This is a genomic window from Herminiimonas contaminans, assembly GCF_015645465.1.
GTDB classification, from domain to species: Bacteria; Pseudomonadota; Gammaproteobacteria; order Burkholderiales; family Burkholderiaceae_D; genus Oxalicibacterium; species Oxalicibacterium contaminans.
This window is the reverse complement of record NZ_JADOEL010000021.1, coordinates 18,921-36,032: the sequence shown is the minus strand read 5'-3', so window position 1 is coordinate 36,032 and position 17,112 is coordinate 18,921. Positions and strand designations below refer to the sequence as shown.

Sequence of the window (17,112 nt, the reverse complement as noted above, 5' to 3'; positions counted from 1 at the left end):
CTTAGAAACGGTAGTTCATGTTAGCGAAGAAATTACGGCCTTCCTCGTAGTAGCCCTCGGAATACGCGTAGTTACGATCCAGCAGATTGTTGACGCCTGCTTCAAGGGTTACGTCTTTCTGCAAGGTATAGCTTAACTTGGCGTTGACCAGGCTAAAACCCGCTGCATAACGGCTTGCATCGTCACTGTTGCTGTAGCGTTTGGAGTTGTACTCTGCGCTACCGATGACGTTCATGCTTGGGGTCGCAGCCCATTTGGCATAGGCAAACAACTTGTGTGCAGGAGCGTCGGTTAGCAGCTTCGCATCGCTTTTGTTTTTCCGGTCGAGGTATGTGTAGTTACCACCCAATTCAAGCGTATTGGTGACAGCTGCAGTAAGGCCGAGTTCAATCCCCTTGCTAGACACTTTGCCGATGTTTTGCATTTGATTGCAAGGATTTCCACTAGGACAAATTATGCCCAATTGGACGTTTTGCATCATGTCGGTGATGTCGTTATAAAAAATCGCAGCATCTACTCGAACTTTTGATGTCAATTTTTCCGAAATACCCAACTGATAGTTGATGGAACGTTCGACATTCAAATTCGGGTTAGGCACTGCAGTACCCAAGCCTGCGGAATAGCGTTGTTTGATAGTCGGGAAGCGTGACTTGCGTGCGACGGTCAGGTACGCATTGCCGGTTTCCGATGTGTGATAAATCAAACCTGCCTGTGGATTGAAGGCCGAGGAATCCTTGACAGGGAAATTCGTCATGACGCCGGAATTGTATTTTTGCCCCTGCTTTTCCTGACGCTTGTCATAGCTGGCACCTACGATCAAATCCAGCTTGTTCGTGAGCTTGTGCGTATCCTCAACGCTAAAAGATGTAGTGCGGTCTTCAGAACGTTGTTCCGGATCACCTTCATCGTGTTCTCTGTGCACGTCCTGTTTAACATGCAAAGCAACTTTCAGTGTATTTACATCGGACAGTTTGGTGCCGTACTCGACGTTACCACCGTAGGTATAGTCGTCATAGAAGCTACGGAAAGGGTACTTTTTCGATTTGGTTACGGTTGTATAAGTCGCATCATCAAATGAAGTTAGGCGGTTCGTAAATTTGTCGTAGTACAAACGCGTTTTGATATAGGAGTTGCTGCTGAGTGCGGTATTGGAGATGAAATACAAGCTTTCCTTATCCCATGCCGGCCATTGCCAGTAATTAGGCGTAACCGGTTTGCCATTTGCTTTATTGATGGCTGAACCAGCGTACGGAGGGCTACCTTTTTCACCCTTTTGGTTCACGTAGTTCAATGCATATTCATCAGTCGCATTTGGCGTCCAGCCGACCTTCATATTGATTTTTTTATCGGTATTGTAGGCATTGAGTCGGTCACCTTTAGGCTGTGAAGCTACAGGGCGGAAATCGCGCGACAAGGTATAGCCATCCCGATCCAGATAGGACAAACCAAGTTGGGCGTACCAAGTGCCCTGATTGGTTCCGAGATTGACATTGGTACTTTTGCCATTGCCATCGAATTTGTCATTGCTGCGTACGCCTACACCAATATTGCCTTCGAATGCTTTTACTGGACGACGTGTTACCAGATTGATCGCACCACCAATGGTGTTGGGACCATACAAGACCGAACTAAAGCCTTTCGCTACTTCGATTGAAGCCAAGTCATAAGTTGTGAATCTCGCCAGATCAACGTTGCCGTCATATGGAACGTAGACCGGAATACCATCGATGAATACCGGTACCTGGCGGCTGTCAAAGCCACGTACCGTCACCATGCGTTCATTGCGCTGGCCACCGCCGGTGGTGGTGATGCCAGGCAGCAGGTCGAGTGCATCAACCACGGTTTCACGGTTGAAATCATCCAGTTCTTCGCGCGTGACTTTGGCACCGCCTACTGCAGGTGGTGTTGTGCCAGTTCCGGCAACATTGATTTCACCGAGCGTGAAAATATTGGATTCATTGGCTGGCTCTGCAGCGAAGCTGCTACCGAACGCCAGCAGCAAGGACGCTGCGATGGTGGTACGGGACAACGGGTATTTCATCTTACTCCCTCTACTATTTTATGGCCTCGCTGACGGCCACGTTGTAGCTGTTCAGGAATAACGACCTATTTTTAAAAAGCGAGAGTATATACGTTATGCATTTAAACGACATAATGATTTAACGATAAATTAACCGGATTTGATGATGATTTGCCACAGATTGAGCGCAGGCATGGCAGTTTTGAGAGTAGTCATCATTTCTAGTTAAAGCGGGTCAAATTGTCGCTATACGCGGTCAAATTGTCCCTGCGCCGAATTAATGTGCGGTCGCAATAAGTAATAAGAATCAATGACTTGTATTGATTTCCCTGCATGGCATGTCGATTGCCTATAGATCCGGGCCTGGTGAAGAAGCTTCACCGCAGACGATGCATGAGCGCCGTCAAAAACGCCTCGCAACACAGCGATGTTGCGAACAAGATCAAATGAGGAGATTTACATGCTCGATTTTTTTGCTAAAGATAAAAGTGTCGCCGGTCCCGGCTTCAACCGCTGGATGGTGCCGCCAGCTGCATTGGCAGTTCATCTGTGTATAGGACAGGCCTACGCGTTCAGCGTATTCAACGGCCCTTTATCCAAGTTGATAGGTATAGACAGTCCGGCACCGGAAGACTGGAAGCTGACCACGCTGGGCTGGATCTTCAGTCTGGCCATCGTCTTCCTGGGCCTGGCCGCCGCTTTCGGTGGTAAATGGCTGGAAAAAGTCGGCCCACGCCTGACCATGTTTGTTGCGGCTTGCTGCTTCGGCGGTGGCTTTCTGATTTCGGCCGTCGGTGTTTCGCTGCACCAGATCTGGCTGGTCTACCTCGGCTATGGCGTCATCGGCGGCATAGGTTTGGGTCTCGGTTATGTTTCACCGGTCTCAACGCTTATCAAATGGTTCCCGGACCGCCGCGGTATGGCGACCGGTATGGCCATCATGGGCTTCGGTGGCGGAGCGATGATAGGTGCGCCTTTGTCGGTTTACCTGATGGATCATTTCAAGACCGCGACTTCGGTCGGCGTGACGGAAACCTTCGTTGTGATGGGCGTGCTTTATTTCATCTCGATGGCAATCGGTGCGCTGGCTATCCGCATTCCACCACCTGACTGGAAACCAGCAGGCTGGGTACCGCCGGTGGTCGAGAACAAAATGATTACCAAGCACCACGTCGATATTGAACAAGCGATGAAAACACCGCAGTTCTATCTGCTGTGGCTGGTGCTGTGTCTGAACGTCACCGCAGGTATCGGCGTCCTGGGTCAGGCTTCGGTGATGATTCAGGAAACCTTCAAGGACACTGTATCGGTCGCAGCTGCTGCTGGTTTCGTTGGCCTGTTGAGCGTGTTCAATATGGGTGGCCGTTTCTTCTGGTCGTCGGCATCTGACTACCTCGGTCGCAAGCGTACCTACTTCATCTTCTTTACCGTCGGCATCATCCTCTACTCATGCATTCCATACACCGGTCATAGCGGTAGCGTGGCGCTATTCGTGATCTTCTACGGCATCATCGTCAGCATGTACGGTGGCGGCTTCTCGACCGTGCCTGTGTACCTGGCCGATCTGTTCGGTACCAAATTCGTCGGTGCAATCCATGGTCGTTTGCTGACCGCATGGTCGGCTGCTGGCGTGCTGGGTCCGGTGCTGGTGAATTACATCCGTCAATACCAGATCGATCAGGGTGTCGCCAAAGGTGAAGCTTATGCCGTCACCATGTACATCATGGCCGGTCTGCTGCTGGTTGGTTTCGTCTGCAATATGCTGATCAAGCCGGTAGATGCCAAGCACTATATGCGTGACGACACAGCGAAAGCCAACAAGCCGGTGCACGGCGGTAACGCACAAGCTGCCAGCGCTGCTTAAGCTTGCGATACATGACCAGGAGAAAGATATGAATGCAAATACATCTGTTAGCAGCAAGCAAACCAGCCCGGCAGTGATCGCCATTTTCTGGGCGTACGTCACGATACCGTTGGTCTGGGGCGTGTGGTCTACGCTGCAAAAGGCGATGGCGCTGTTCCATTAAATTCCATCGCATCCGGCCAAAGCGAGGTACTTGGATGTACCTCGCTTTTTTCTGCCCTGTTGCCGCCTCGCCAGACGGCTACTGCAGGAAGAACAATTATGGGTTATAAGAAAAGCTTATCCATAGTTCGTGGCCCATCCCGCATAAAATTGATTATGACTGCTGCAACCCCCGTCAACCATCCAGAAGAGCCTTTCGTCGAAGCATTTGGCGGCTGGCAAGAGCGCTCCATCCTGATCGTGGATGACGAACCTGGCATGCGCAGCTTTTTGCAACGTACGCTGGTCGGACGCTGTAGTCGTGTAGAAACCGTGGAGTCGGTAGAAGCGGCTAACGTATTGCTGGGTCAGTATCATTTTGATTTGATCATTCTGGATAACTCGCTACCGGGTAAATCAGGTGTCGACTGGTTGCAAGAAATACGCGAACTGGGTTTGCATAACGACGTGGTATTGATCACCGCATTCGCCGATCTGGAAACGGCCATCCGTGCCCTGCGCGCTGGTGCGGCTGACTTCCTGCTCAAACCCTTCCGCGTTAATCAGATACTGAGTGCGATAGGTCGTTGCTTTGATCGTGCGCATCTACGACGTGAGAACTTTATCCTGCGCCGCGAGCTGGATACGCATGTGGATCTCGCCGGCGTCGATGGATTGATCGGTGCTTCAGCCGCCTTGCAACCGATACGTGAAGCGATCAAGCGCCTGGCGACCGTACCCAGCACGGTGCTCATCACGGGCGAATCAGGTACCGGCAAAGAGATCGCCGCACGCGCGATGCACAATCTCAGCAATCGTTCGGGCAATCATTTTGTCCCGGTTAATTGCGGTGCGGTTGCACCAGAGATCATCGAAAGCGAGTTGTTCGGTCATGTGAAAGGTGCGTTCAGTGGCGCAGCTTCATCACGTGAAGGCCTATTCTTTTACGCACAAGGCGGCACCCTCTTCCTCGATGAAGTCGCCGAGTTGCCATTGACCATGCAAGTCAAACTGCTGCGCGTGCTGGAAGAAAAGAAAATACGTCCGGTCGGTGCCGAGCGCGAGATACCCGTTGATGTACGCGTCATCGCAGCGACCAATCGCAATGTCGAAGAGGCGGTGCAGGAAGGGCGCTTCCGTCAGGATTTGTATTACCGCCTCAACGTCGTGCAACTGCATATGCCGCCGCTGCGTGAACGTAGCGAAGACATCCCCGCCCTGGCTGAATACTTCGTGCGTCAACTGGCGCACCAGCTGGGTGTGGCAGCGAAAAAGCCGGATAACAATCTATTTTCTGCACTGGCGAACTATAGCTGGCCGGGCAATGTGCGCGAGTTGCGCAACCTGATCGAGCGCTGGCTGATACTCGGTAATATCTCCGATGTGACCGCAGCGACCAATACCGGAACTGCAAGCGCGAACGGTGACGTCACGCTGGAAGCTGTCGAGAAACAACATATCCTCAAGATACTGGCCGAGGTCGGTGGCAATAAAACCGAGGCTGGTCGTCGCCTCGGCATTTCACGCAAGACCCTCGAGCGCAAATGCGCCGAGTGGGGCGTATAGAAACGGAAGACTGTGCGACGTTTCATGCAATGGGTCGCTACCCGTCATATCCTTGGCAATGTCTCGGTACGCACCAAGCTATTGTTGGTGGCACTGGTACCTTTGCTGACGGCGCTGCCGATACTTTTCTCACTGATTTTCTACTGGGGTCTCGGTTACTACGACCGCTTGTTGACCTTCAAGGTCAGCAGCGACCTGACGGTCGCGCATGAGTACTTCATCCATGTACGCGAACGCATAGGCCAGGACGTATCCAGCCTCGGTGATTCCTATCGTTTCGTGACGACCGTGCGTGATGACGGCAATGCAAACCTGCAGCGCATGCTGGCGGAAAAGCAAAAATCACTGGACCTCGATTTCCTCAACTTCCTCGATCCGCAAGGACGCGTCATCGTCTCTTCCAATGGCAAACCGGCAGAGCTGATCGCGGAAAGCTGGCCGGTGGTGTACAGCGCCTTGCAGGGTGAGAAAGCGACCGCGATTGATATCTACTCCGAAGAGCAGTTGCGTCAGCTGAGCGACAAGGCAGCGCAGCAGGCTTACATAGAATTACTGAATACACCGAATGCAGCTGCCACCAAAAAGACTGCAGAGAAGAGCGGCATGGTGATCCACTCGGCGACACCCGTGTATGACGACGATGGCAAATTGCTGGGTGTACTCGAAGGCGGCATGTTGCTGAACCAGAACCTGAGCTTCGTCGATACCATTAATAGCCTGGTCTATGCCGAAGGCTCCTTGCCGGAAGGCAGTGCCGGTACCGCCACCCTCTTCATCGATGATGTGCGCGTCGCCACCAATGTGCGCTTGTTCGGCAACAAGCGCGCGCTGGGTACGCGTGCATCACAAATCGTACGCGATCATGTACTCAATGATGGCAAGACCTGGCTGGATCGTGCCTTCGTTGTGCACGACTGGTACATCTCGGCATATGAACCCATCAGCGACAGCTTCGGCAAACGGGTCGGCATGCTGTACGTCGGCTACCTCGAAGAACCATTCCGCAAGGCCAAGGAAACCGCCATCCTCTTGTTGGCGCTCCTGTTTATCGCCATAGGTATCGGTGGTGCTTACTTCTCCCTGCGTGTCGCACGCAGCATCTATGAACCGCTGAAAGGCATGAACCGCACCATGACTGCGGTAGAGCTGGGTGATATGGATGCGCGTACCGGTGGCGTGCAAGCACGTGATGAGCTGGGCAATCTGTCACGCCATCTCGATGAATTGCTGGATACCGTACAGCAGCAAAATGCGGAACTGAAAAGCTGGGGTAATGAGCTCGATCAAAAAGTGGTCGAGCGCACCGCCGAACTACAGCAAACCAATAAATTGCTGGTGCAGGCACAACAGCAATTAGTACTGGCTGAGAAGCTGGCTGCGATCGGTGAGATTACCGCAGGCGTTGCGCATGAAATCAATAATCCGGTTGCAGTCTTGCAAGGCAATCTGGATGTGCTGCGCGACACCTTGGGCGCAGCGGTCCAGCCGGTGCAAGGCGAATTGCAATTGATGGATCAACAGATTTATCGCATCAACACCATTGTCACCAAGTTGCTGCAATTTGCCAGCCCGGGTGAATTCGCCGGTTACGTTGAGACAGTCAACATTGATGAAGTGGTCGCGGACTCGCTGGTACTGGTGCGACATTTACTGAATCAAAGCCGCATCGTCGTTGTGCATAAAAAAGAAGCGACCTTGTCAGTCCCTATCAATCGCGGTGAGTTGCAACAGGTGTTGATTAATCTCTGTACCAATGCGATACATGCGATGAAGGATGGCGGCAAGCTGACTATCGTTACCAGCGATTGGGAGGATGAAAAGGGTGCGCGCGGTGTCCTGATACGGGTGGAAGACACAGGCAGCGGCATCCGGCAAGAAGACATCGCGCATATCTTTGATGCCTTCTTCACCACCAAGCGACAAGGCGGAACCGGCCTGGGTCTGTCCATCAGTTACACGCTGGTTGCGCGCTATGGCGGCACCATCACGGTCAGGAGCGAACCCGGCCAGGGCACGGAATTTACCGTACGACTGCTGGCTTGAAGTACAACAGTGCTTTATTTTTTGCCGTCTGCCGGTGGTGCTGTTGAGTGATTATTTGCTTGTCCAGGCAAAGGCATGGCAGCAGACTCCTGCTCTTTGTTCAACTCTTTCGGACTGGCCTGCGTCGTTCCGCTGGTATCACCGCCGCTGGTAACGGCGCCAGGTGCTGCAGCTGGTGTGCTGGCTTCGGATGGCGGCATGGAAGTGACTGGAGCAGCGACCGAGCCGCTGCTATCCATTTTCGGCACTGGTGGCGTTTCTGCTTTTTTACAACCGATCAACAGTATCGCCAGGAAAGCAGAAACAAGTATGGAGCGGGTGTAAGGCATATGACCTCCTTCGGTGAGTTGGTCGTCCCATTGTAGTGAGCGTAACGGACAAGGGTAAGGTTTATTTTTCACTAACAAGAAGAAAAGCCAGTGTTTGTAAAAGTTACACGCAATTGGACACTTTTCCTCCCATTTACCTGCCTGTAACGGCCTCGACTACCTCTCGACCGCTAAATTCTGACAGCCGACTCGTTTTTCAGATTCACGCTATGCTGTCTGTCTTATGTCCATCGCTGCAATTTCCTGCTGTTAACGGATTGCATACATTACGCCGTCAGATAGTTGCTCATGAAATCCCTGAAAAATACGCCCTTATCCGTACTGGACCTCTCTCCTATTCTGGTGGACGGTACACCAGCTGATGCTTTTCATCGTTCGCTCGATCTCGCACAACATGCGGAGAAGCGTGGTTACAACCGTTACTGGCTGGCCGAGCATCACAGCATGCCAGGTATTGCGAGTGCCGCGACGTCGGTCGTGATTGGCTACGTCGCAGGCGGAACCTCGACCATACGCGTCGGCTCCGGCGGCATCATGCTGCCGAATCACGCGCCACTCGTCATCGCAGAACAATTCGGCACGCTCGCTTCCTTGTATCCGGGTCGTATCGATCTAGGCCTGGGGCGTGCACCGGGTTCGAATCAGGCGACGGCGCGTGCCTTGCGCCGGGAGATTAGTGACGATGGCAGCGAATTTCCGCGTCAATTGAATGAACTGCGCGCTTTCCTGAAGCCGACCAATGAAAACGCCACCGTGAAAGCGGTGCCGGGTGCGGGTATCGATATCCCTATCTGGTTGCTCGGTTCCAGCAGCTATAGCGCCCAACTGGCAGGTCACCTCGGATTGCCGTTTGCATTTGCCGGACAGTTTTCACCCGATTACATGCTGAATGCGCTGCATTTATATCGCCAGACTTTTGTTCCTTCCGATACGCTGGACGCACCGTATGCGATGGTAGGTGTGAATGTGTTCGCAGCGGAAACGGAAGAGGAAGCACAGCGCCTGGCGACTTCGCAACAGCAAATGCATTTGAGTCTGGTGCGTGGCACGCCGGGTAAATTACCGCCTCCTATAGAGAATATGGACGATGCATGGCTGCCGCATGAGCGCATTTCGGTTGAGTCCATGCTGCGTGCATCCATCATCGGTGATGCGGCGCAGGTGAAAGCAAAGCTGGAAGATTTCCTGGAAAGCACGCAAGCGGATGAGATCATCATCAACAGCATGATTTTCGATCATGCCAAGCGCGTGCGTTCGTATGACATCGTGGCTGATGTCTGGCAGTCCTGAGCGATTAATCGTCCCTAACAAAGGCATCCCATGCTGGATACATCCTTATACAACACGGAAGAGATAGTCCAGTTACTGGCCTTGCAGCAAATCGACACGGACAGATACGTCGGGCAAAGTCATTTCATGGGTAGCCCGAATGTGTTCGGTGGACAGGCGCTGGGCCAGGCACTGTATGCAGCCTGCAGCACGGTGCCGCAGCGCCGCCCGCATTCCATGCATGCCTTGTTCATCCTGCCGGGCAATCATCAGCTCCCTATCGAGTATGAAGTCGAGCGGGTGCGTGATGGCGGTACTTTCAGCACACGCCGGGTGGTGGCGACGCAGGAAGGTCGGCGTATCTTTGTGATGTCGGCTTCCTTCCAGTCGGAAGAAGATGGTCTGTCGCATCAGAAGGCAGCGCCGGTGATGACAGATCCCGAGACACTGCCTTCCAGCGTCAAGCTATGGCAGCAACGCGGCATCTCCACCGGTCGTGCCTTCTATCCGGCACCGGTCGATTTCCGGGCAAATGTAGCCGACGATATTTTTGGCGGCGAGCGCGCTTCGGCGGTGCGCCAGGTATGGGCGCGTGCGCCTGTCGAGTTGCCGAACGATCCATTGGTACATGAGAGCCTGTTTGCTTATGTATCCGATTACGGCTTGTTATGGACTGCACTGCAACCACATGGCATCCAGATGGGTGATCCGCGTTTGCAGATCGCCAGCCTCGATCATACGATCTGGTTCCATCGTCCGATCCGCATGGATGACTGGCTGCTGTTTGCGATGGAAAGCCCGAACGCATCCGGCGGTCGCGGCCTGTGTTTCCTGCATGTTTACAATCAATATGGCGTATTGCTGGCGACCGTGGCGCAAGAGGGCCTGATCCGTTTGCGCGACGATAAAAAATGAATTCTTCCTATGCCCGTTTTGCCACGATCAATGTGATCGGCTTGCTGTTGTGCGGCTTGTTATTCACATGGATCGCGCGTGATGGCGCGCTGGACTTCCGGTTGGCGCACCTGTTCTTCGATCCCTCTACCCATAGCTTTCCTTTACGGGTTTCTGATGCACTGGATTTCTGGGGGCACACCGTATTGAAATTGTTTACGGTCTGGATACTTGTTATTGCCGGAGTCGCGATGGTCGCCAGCAATTGGGTGGAGAGCCTGAAGCCGTGGCGGCGTGCATTGTTTGTGTTTGTCGTGATGGCAGCGTGTGCCGCCTATCTGGTGCAAACCCTGAAAGGTGCGAGCGTGCATTCCTGCCCGTGGGATATCAATACCTTTGGCGGCTCGGCGCAGTGGTTTCCTTTATTTGGTCCCATCGGCGCCATGTCCGGTCCGGGTTTGTGCTGGCCGGGCGGTCATGCCTCGGGTGGCTTTGCGGTGATGGCGGGTTATTTTGCCTTGCGTGACAGCAAAGCAAAACTGGCGCGTTTGATACTGGTATTCAGCCTGGCGATAGGTGCGCTGATGAGTGTGGTGCAAATGGCGCGCGGCGCGCATTTCCTGTCGCACAATCTGTGGAGTATGTGGCTGGTGTGGGCCACCTGCTTCGTCATCGATGCGTTGATGCGCATCATCTTGCCGCCACGCGCGGCAGCCTGAATATTAAGGTTGTTGCGCTTCTTCCGCGATGCGTGCAGCGGTTTCTTCGTCGTGTTTCAAGCGACGTCTATCCAGCCACCAGGCCAGTACCGGCAGCACGATGAAGCCGCCCGGCGCAACAAATAAAACCAGGTAAGGACTCAGTTCCACCAGCTTGCGCAGGTGTACCTTGATGCGTTTGCGATCCAGTTCGGTCCAGCGATAGCCATTGCGTTGCTTCATGAGCAAAGGCAGCAAGCCACGCATTTCGTTCATCTCATCCCACAGGCGCACGCGTTCCCGGCTTTGGACGGCCCACAGGGTATGGACGGAGTTGCGAATCACACGATAAGGCGATGCAATGATAGGAGTGATTCGACGTGGCACGTATGTTCCGGATGGCTAAAGGGTAAATCTCCCCTTGATTCTACGCGAAGCGGGACTAAGCCGTTGGTAAAGCGCTGAAGGATTTATAGCCAATTTCTATTAAATTCTTTATTTAAATCAATTTGAACTATCAAATGCGTATCGTTATCATCTGTTACATGGTTCAGAAATGAATGCTCCCGCTAAGAAGAAAGAAAGGATTCCATCATGGTCACCGCAGCAAAAACCGTTAGCCAGGTTGCAATGCACATGACCGTTGCATTTGCCGTTATGTATGTCGCCACTGGTTCGCTCGCGCTGGGCGGTGTGGCCGCAGTGGTCGAGCCTATCTGTAACGTGATGCTGTTGCCCTTGCACGACAAGATGTGGGAACGTATACGCGCCAGGGTCGAAGCACGCAAGGCCGCGCCATCGGATGCGTCGCATATGCAGACTGTTTAACGTCCGCTGGCATGGTTGAACTGAGCCGCTGATGATCAGCGGCTTTTTTATTGTCCAGACAACTTGGCGAGAGCATCCGCATCTGCCCCAGCTGTCGGATAATAAGCAGCTCAATCAGCTGACCCCGACAGGAATGTGTAGATGAAAATTGCGATACTCGACGACTATCAGGATAGCGTGCGCCACCTGGACTGTTACTCGCTGCTGGATGGGCATGAAGTCAAAATATTTACCAACGGTGCACGCGGTGTCGGTCAGCTGGCAATCCGCCTGGCAAGCTTCGACGCACTGGTTCTGATACGTGAGCGTACGGTCTTGTCGCGGCAGTTGCTGGAAAAATTACCCAATCTGAAACTGATTGCGCAAACCGGCAAGGTCAGCGGCCATATCGATTTGGCGACAGCAGCGGCGCGCGGTATCACCATCGTGGAAGGCGTTGGCGATCCGACTGCGCCAGCGGAGCTGACCTGGACCCTGATTATGGCAGCGATGCGCAAACTGCCGCAGTATGTAAATAATCTGAAAGATGGTTTGTGGCAGATCGCATCGATGTCGCCTGCGCGCAATACGCTGGGTACGGCATTGAAAGGACGCACGCTGGGGATCTGGGGCTATGGCCGCATCGGCCAGATGATTGCCGCTTACGGTAAAGCTTTCGGCATGGATGTGATGGTGTGGGGACGTCCCGCCAGTTGTGAGGCCGCAGTACGTGACGGCTATCGTGCAGCGAGTTCGCGACAGGCATTCTTTAGTGAGGCGGATGTATTGACCCTGCACTTGCGCCTGAATGATGCGACGCGCGGCATCGTTACTGCCGACGATCTGGCGCAAATGAAACCGCAAGCTTTGTTTGTGAATACCAGTCGTGCCGAGCTGGTGGCAACGGATGCATTGCTGGCAGCACTGGAACAAGGTCGTCCCGGTTTTGCTGCGCTGGATGTATTTGAGAGTGAGCCACTGCCGCCGACGTCGCCTCTGCTACGCATGGAGAATGTGCTGGCCTCGCCGCATCTCGGCTATGTAGAGAAGGATAGTTACGAACTCTACTTTGGCAGCGCGTTTCAAAACATCGTCGACTACGCCAATGGCACGCCCAAGAATGTTTTGCAGTGATGCTGCGGATGTAAAGTCGCAGTTTATTTGACGGTATCGGATTTATCGCTGCTGGCTGGTTTCGGCAACACGGTCGCAGTCGTACTGGCCAGGTGTGCGCTACCCAGCAACTTGGCCCAGCCTGGTGGCCACGGCAAGGCGGGGCCTGTATATTCCGGCACACCGCGACGCACCGGTATCACCGGCAAGGCATCGGGAATACGGCCATCCTGTTTATCCCAACCCAGCGAGAACGTGTAGTCAGGCAGTAGCGCATCACACACCATATCGAACCATCTGGTATGGTCTTCATCACGTCCCAGTGCTTGTGCCAGGCCGGTCGGATCGAACTGCGCCAGGGTGCTGGCCAATTCTTCTGCGGTTTCACCCGGCGCATCACCCCAACCCATTACCGGATTGCAGTTGTACTCGGCACCTGAACCATACCAGCCTTCGCGCCATGGACGCTCCATCCAGCTACGTGGGCCGGTGAACAAATGCCAGCGCCAGTGCAAGCCGGAAGGCTTGGGCCAGCTATACAGATACAGGCGTTGGTAACCCGCTTTGTGCAGCTCGCGCACCATCGCCATCAGCCGTGCATGCGGCATAGGATCAGGTGGCGCACGACGGAACAGGATTGCTTCCCCATCAGCATGCTGCACCTCATCGGTCGACAAATTCAGGTCGAGCGTGCGCATCTCGTTGCCGAAACGAGCCGAGATCCAGCCTGTCATCAGGTTGACGGCCGTGATCACGCCATAGCCACGATGGCGATGGAAAATCACAGTGCCGGGAGCGATAGGTTTCATGGGTAAAGCGAGTTCGTATATACGTTTAATCAGGGTTTTGATCCCGCGCTAGTGTAGCGGGAATTTCTGTCGTGCATATGGCAGCGGCACATTTTTAATGCTTGCTTGTGCAGTGGCTTGCACTATTTCGGTGCGCGCAAAAAAGAGTAAGTATACCGTGTCGGGTTCACACATGAATACCTGCGCTAAAAACGCCGTTCCACTGTGCCTATGCGGCCTGAGTCAGCGGGTTTGGGTGGTCTGTAAATTGCTTTGAAGCATCTAAAGGCACAGGAAATCCCTGTGCCGGGTCCCGCAGTGATGAATGCGGGTCAGCGTCAGAATAATTACAGCCCAGGAGCCCATGATGAACCCGCAAGCCGCGCTACAAATCGATACCTTCTTGCCGTATATGCGGGATGTCAGCCGATGTGAACAGTCCTTGCGGGAACTGAACCTGATGTGGCGCATGATAGAAGCGTCGGCCAAGATGAATTGTCCGGTCGAAGCCAAGGCCATCCTGCCGACCATGGCCGCGACGCGCGCCGGTTTCAATCGCCTGGAGCAAGAGCTGGTCAGCAGCCTGGTGCGCGAGAAAGTTGCCAATGTGCTGGAAGAGATAGGCACCAAGGCGCAATACGTCATCGATATCGTGGTGCGCAATCTGTATGAGCGCACCGCTGACGTCGGCTTTCTCGCGACTGACCGCGAACTGTGCAGCTTCGTCGCGGGCCTGCACGAAGACCGCGACATGATACGTGCGCGCCTGCGCGCCTATCGCAGCAAGTACACCGTCTACGATGAAATCATGTTGATCGATGTGGCGGGGAATGTGCTGGTGCAAATCGATGAAGCGACACCGCTGGAAGGCACCACCGATCCGCTGCTGAGGGAAACACTGGCATCCGATAACTATGTTGAAACCTTTCGCGCCACCGATTTGCGTCCCGGCAAACACGAAGCTCTGGTTTACTCGCGTCGCATGCATCATCCGGAAACCGGTGAGGTGGTCGGCATCCTGTGCCTGTGCTTTCACTTCGAAGAAGAAATGGCGGGTATTTTCCGTTCGCATCGCGATCCGGCGCAACGTTCGAATATGTTGCTGCTGGATGGCAGCAATCGCGTTATCGCCAGTGCCGATCCATTGTGGATACCGGTAGGTGCGACGGTACCGGTCAATCGCGATGCCGATCCGCGTCTGGTGGTTTATGGCGGCCGCGAATACCTGGCGCGTACCTTCTCGGCTGACGGTTACCAAGGTTATATGGGGCCACCGGGCTGGCAAGGGCAAGTCATGATTCCGGTCGAGCTCGGCTTTACCGGATTGGCAACCACGGCTTTGAAATCGCTGGATGTCGACGTCGCTGATGGTTTGCTGTCGCACGCGCAATCGTTCTGCCCGCCTTTGTTTGAAATCATGAGTGCAGCCGAGACGATACGACGCGTGGTGTGGAATGGCCAGGTCATGACGGCCGGACAAAACGGTGAACTGCTGAAACTGAAAACCATACTGGAGCAAATCAGCGAAACCGGTGCGCGCAGCAATGAACTGTTCTCGCAATCGATACGTGATTTGTATGAAACGGTGCTGTCGTCCAGCCTGAGCGATTCGGAGTTTGTGTCACACCTGATGGTGGATCTGCTGGATCGCAATCTGTATGAGCGCTCGGATGACTGCCGCTGGTGGGCGCTGACGCCGGAGCTGCAAGTAGCGCTAGCAGAGCCGCATAAATCGGCAGAGAGTGTGGCGCGCCTGACCGAAATCCTCGATTACATCAATTCGCTCTACACCGTTTATACGCGCATCTTTATCTACGACAGCGAAGGTGTGATCATCGCCAGTACAGATTTCAAAGCGGACGGACTGGATGTGGTCGGTACCAGCATAGACAGCTCGACGCTGGAACATGTGACCATGCTACGCAACGATCAGCAATACTACGTGACGCCGTTTGCAAGCACGGCCTTGTACGGTGAGCGGCCGACCTATGTGTACCACGCCGCGATCCGTCATCCGGAGCACACGGCGCAAATGGTAGGTGGCATCGGGATCGTGTTTGATTCCGAGCCGGAGTTTGCTGCGATGCTGCAAGGTGCGCTGGGTGACAAGGAAGATGTCAGCGCCCTCTTCATCAACCGTAGCGGCCGCATTATCTCCAGCACTGATCCCACACGTCCGGTCGGTGACGTGCTGGATATCGCACCGGAACTGTTGACGATGGAAAACGGCAGCAGCACATCGCGCATTGTTATCCATGACGGTCACTATGCGATTCTTGGCTGCACTGTATCGCACGGCTATCGCGAATTCAAAACGACGGACGGTTATCGCGAAGATGTGCTGGCCGTAGTTTATAAATCCTTCGGTGAGGAACGGCAAAAAATCAACAACGGCAACAATGTCGACACCACGCTGGAAGTCGATATCAATGCGGTACCGGGTCGTGAGTTCGCCACCTTCTTCATTGATGGCTCCTTGTTTGCGATTGCAGCAGAACACGCCGAAGAAGCCTTGCCAGCATCTGCAGTGTCACCGGTCTCCATGGGTGGTCGTGCAGAACGCATAGGCATACTTGCACTGCAACATGACCAGGAAGCCAAGCGTTTCGTCTGGGTCTTTGACCTTGGCCATCTGATGCGCGGTTACCGCTCCGAGATCGATAGCAGCAGTCAGGTCATTATCGTCAAGCGTGGTTCGCAAAGCATAGGCTTGCTGGTCAGTGAACTGCACGGCGTGCCCGAATTCCAGGAATCACAAATCACGCCGACGCCATTGGCCAGCCCGACCGACGGCATGCTGGTGACCGAAGTGATCCAGGCGAACGCTGGCCGTTTGCTGATCCAGGCTATCAACGTCGATCACTTGTTTGCACTGCTGAATGATGAGGAAATCCCGATTCCGCATACAGCTGTAAGCGAGACCATGAAAATTGCTGCATAAGCACATGATGGTTGGGCCTGGATATCGGCCCAACCATTTGTAAATTTATCGGCTAATAAATGCGCGCCTCTTTTCACAATCATCCGGCTCGCTTATGATGTGATATCCGCTTTTGGACTATCTCAGTTGTGTGACCTTAAATGACACTGCGCATCATTGCTACCGGCGGTACTTTCGATAAGCATTACGATGAAATTACTGGCCAGTTAAATTTCAGTCATGGTCACCTGCCGCAGGTCATCAAGCGCGCACGCATCACCGTACCGCTGCAGCTGGAACAACTCCCCTTCCTTGATTCCCTCGATATGCATGATGCGGATCGCCAGCGCATTGCGGCCTGCTGCCTGCGCGCAGATGAAACCAGCATAGTCGTGGTGCACGGTACCGACACCATGCGCGAAACCGCGGAAGTACTCGGCGCGGCACAACTGCCGAAGACCATCGTCCTGACCGGCGCAATGATTCCGTATGAAATCAAGAATTCAGATGCGCTGTTCAACTTTGGTTTTGCCTGCGGCATCGCCCAGGCACTGCCGCATGGCGTCTACATCGCGATGAATGCGCAAATCTTCACCTGGAATAATGTGCGCAAGAACCGCAGTGCCGGTGTGTTTGAAAAAGCCTGAGCCAAGTTCCCCC

General features: G+C 53.9%; 15 protein-coding genes. 11 read left to right on the top strand and 4 right to left on the bottom strand.

The annotated features are described in order from the left end of the window. Position 1 precedes the first annotated feature (1 nt). Positions 2–2,041: a TonB-dependent receptor plug domain-containing protein gene (locus tag IXC47_RS17955; protein WP_195876577.1), complete on the bottom strand. Its 2,040-nt coding sequence runs from the start codon at positions 2,039–2,041 to the stop codon at positions 2–4. 439 nt (positions 2,042–2,480) lie between these two features. On the opposite strand from IXC47_RS17955, the gene IXC47_RS17950 reads away from it, so the two are divergent. From IXC47_RS17950 to IXC47_RS17935, 4 genes are all read left to right on the top strand, one after another. Continuing rightward, positions 2,481–3,884, top strand: a complete 1,404-nt coding sequence (locus IXC47_RS17950) for an L-lactate MFS transporter (protein ID WP_195876576.1) — start codon at positions 2,481–2,483, stop codon at positions 3,882–3,884. Between the two features lie 28 nt (positions 3,885–3,912). After that, a complete protein-coding gene (locus IXC47_RS17945; protein WP_175624425.1) occupies positions 3,913–4,047 on the top strand; it encodes an MFS transporter small subunit in 135 nt (44 codons plus the stop codon). Positions 4,048–4,202: 155 nt separating this feature from the next. After that, the gene (locus tag IXC47_RS17940; RefSeq protein WP_195876575.1) at positions 4,203–5,591 is read left to right on the top strand and encodes a sigma-54-dependent transcriptional regulator; all 1,389 of its coding nucleotides are present in this window, start codon (positions 4,203–4,205) and stop codon (positions 5,589–5,591) included. Between the two features lie 12 nt (positions 5,592–5,603). Then, positions 5,604–7,634: a cache domain-containing protein gene (locus IXC47_RS17935; RefSeq protein ID WP_326838426.1), complete on the top strand. Its 2,031-nt coding sequence runs from the start codon at positions 5,604–5,606 to the stop codon at positions 7,632–7,634. A 14-nt stretch (positions 7,635–7,648) separates the two neighbouring features. On the opposite strand, the gene IXC47_RS17930 is transcribed toward IXC47_RS17935, so the two are convergent. Next, positions 7,649–7,963, bottom strand: a complete 315-nt coding sequence (locus IXC47_RS17930; protein WP_195876574.1) for a hypothetical protein — start codon at positions 7,961–7,963, stop codon at positions 7,649–7,651. 288 nt (positions 7,964–8,251) lie between these two features. On the opposite strand from IXC47_RS17930, the gene IXC47_RS17925 reads away from it, so the two are divergent. Genes IXC47_RS17925 through IXC47_RS17915 form a run of 3 tightly spaced genes read left to right on the top strand, consistent with a single transcriptional unit; the run spans position 8,252 to position 10,845 of the window. Next, positions 8,252–9,253 (top strand): LLM class flavin-dependent oxidoreductase, encoded by a 1,002-nt coding sequence (locus IXC47_RS17925; protein WP_195876573.1) that lies wholly within the window; start codon positions 8,252–8,254, stop codon positions 9,251–9,253. Between the two features lie 30 nt (positions 9,254–9,283). After that, complete coding sequence (locus IXC47_RS17920; RefSeq protein ID WP_195876572.1) at positions 9,284–10,147, top strand: acyl-CoA thioesterase; 864 nt, start codon at positions 9,284–9,286, stop codon at positions 10,145–10,147. Next, positions 10,144–10,845, top strand: coding sequence for a phosphatase PAP2 family protein (locus IXC47_RS17915; protein WP_195876571.1), 702 nt, complete (start codon positions 10,144–10,146; stop codon positions 10,843–10,845). The genes IXC47_RS17920 and IXC47_RS17915 overlap by 4 nt, the downstream gene beginning before the upstream one ends. A gap of 3 nt (positions 10,846–10,848) precedes the next feature. On the opposite strand, the gene IXC47_RS17910 is transcribed toward IXC47_RS17915, so the two are convergent. After that, positions 10,849–11,211 (bottom strand): hypothetical protein, encoded by a 363-nt coding sequence (locus IXC47_RS17910; protein ID WP_217703421.1) that lies wholly within the window; start codon positions 11,209–11,211, stop codon positions 10,849–10,851. A gap of 207 nt (positions 11,212–11,418) precedes the next feature. Between IXC47_RS17910 and IXC47_RS17905 the strand changes: the two genes are divergently transcribed. Beyond that, the gene (locus IXC47_RS17905) at positions 11,419–11,652 is read left to right on the top strand and encodes a DUF2061 domain-containing protein (protein WP_175624419.1); all 234 of its coding nucleotides are present in this window, start codon (positions 11,419–11,421) and stop codon (positions 11,650–11,652) included. 141 nt (positions 11,653–11,793) lie between these two features. Next, on the top strand, positions 11,794–12,765 hold the full coding sequence (locus tag IXC47_RS17900) for a D-2-hydroxyacid dehydrogenase family protein (RefSeq protein ID WP_175624418.1): 972 nt from the start codon (positions 11,794–11,796) through the stop codon (positions 12,763–12,765). A 23-nt stretch (positions 12,766–12,788) separates the two neighbouring features. Here the strand turns inward: IXC47_RS17900 and IXC47_RS17895 are convergent, their stop codons facing one another. After that, positions 12,789–13,553, bottom strand: coding sequence for an L-asparaginase (locus IXC47_RS17895; RefSeq protein WP_175624417.1), 765 nt, complete (start codon positions 13,551–13,553; stop codon positions 12,789–12,791). Positions 13,554–13,899: 346 nt separating this feature from the next. On the opposite strand from IXC47_RS17895, the gene IXC47_RS17890 reads away from it, so the two are divergent. Together IXC47_RS17890 and IXC47_RS17885 are read left to right on the top strand one after the other, a co-directional pair. Then, positions 13,900–16,473, top strand: coding sequence for a chemotaxis protein CheW (locus tag IXC47_RS17890; protein ID WP_175625178.1), 2,574 nt, complete (start codon positions 13,900–13,902; stop codon positions 16,471–16,473). Positions 16,474–16,613: 140 nt separating this feature from the next. Then, the gene (locus IXC47_RS17885; RefSeq protein WP_175624416.1) at positions 16,614–17,099 is read left to right on the top strand and encodes an asparaginase domain-containing protein; all 486 of its coding nucleotides are present in this window, start codon (positions 16,614–16,616) and stop codon (positions 17,097–17,099) included. Positions 17,100–17,112 lie beyond the last annotated feature (13 nt).

Bases quoted from the DNA above. Each gene is read 5' to 3' on its own strand.
- IXC47_RS17955 (WP_195876577.1), bottom strand. From the start codon at position 2,041: ATGAAATACCCGTTGTCCCGTACCACCATCGCAGCGTCCTTGCTGCTG.
- IXC47_RS17950 (WP_195876576.1), top strand. From the start codon at position 2,481: ATGCTCGATTTTTTTGCTAAAGATAAAAGTGTCGCCGGTCCCGGCTTC.
- IXC47_RS17945 (WP_175624425.1), top strand. From the start codon at position 3,913: ATGAATGCAAATACATCTGTTAGCAGCAAGCAAACCAGCCCGGCAGTG.
- IXC47_RS17940 (WP_195876575.1), top strand. From the start codon at position 4,203: ATGACTGCTGCAACCCCCGTCAACCATCCAGAAGAGCCTTTCGTCGAA.
- IXC47_RS17930 (WP_195876574.1), bottom strand. From the start codon at position 7,963: ATGCCTTACACCCGCTCCATACTTGTTTCTGCTTTCCTGGCGATACTG.
- IXC47_RS17925 (WP_195876573.1), top strand. From the start codon at position 8,252: ATGAAATCCCTGAAAAATACGCCCTTATCCGTACTGGACCTCTCTCCT.
- IXC47_RS17920 (WP_195876572.1), top strand. From the start codon at position 9,284: ATGCTGGATACATCCTTATACAACACGGAAGAGATAGTCCAGTTACTG.
- IXC47_RS17915 (WP_195876571.1), top strand. From the start codon at position 10,144: ATGAATTCTTCCTATGCCCGTTTTGCCACGATCAATGTGATCGGCTTG.
- IXC47_RS17905 (WP_175624419.1), top strand. From the start codon at position 11,419: ATGGTCACCGCAGCAAAAACCGTTAGCCAGGTTGCAATGCACATGACC.
- IXC47_RS17900 (WP_175624418.1), top strand. From the start codon at position 11,794: ATGAAAATTGCGATACTCGACGACTATCAGGATAGCGTGCGCCACCTG.
- IXC47_RS17895 (WP_175624417.1), bottom strand. From the start codon at position 13,553: ATGAAACCTATCGCTCCCGGCACTGTGATTTTCCATCGCCATCGTGGC.
- IXC47_RS17890 (WP_175625178.1), top strand. From the start codon at position 13,900: ATGAACCCGCAAGCCGCGCTACAAATCGATACCTTCTTGCCGTATATG.
- IXC47_RS17885 (WP_175624416.1), top strand. From the start codon at position 16,614: ATGACACTGCGCATCATTGCTACCGGCGGTACTTTCGATAAGCATTAC.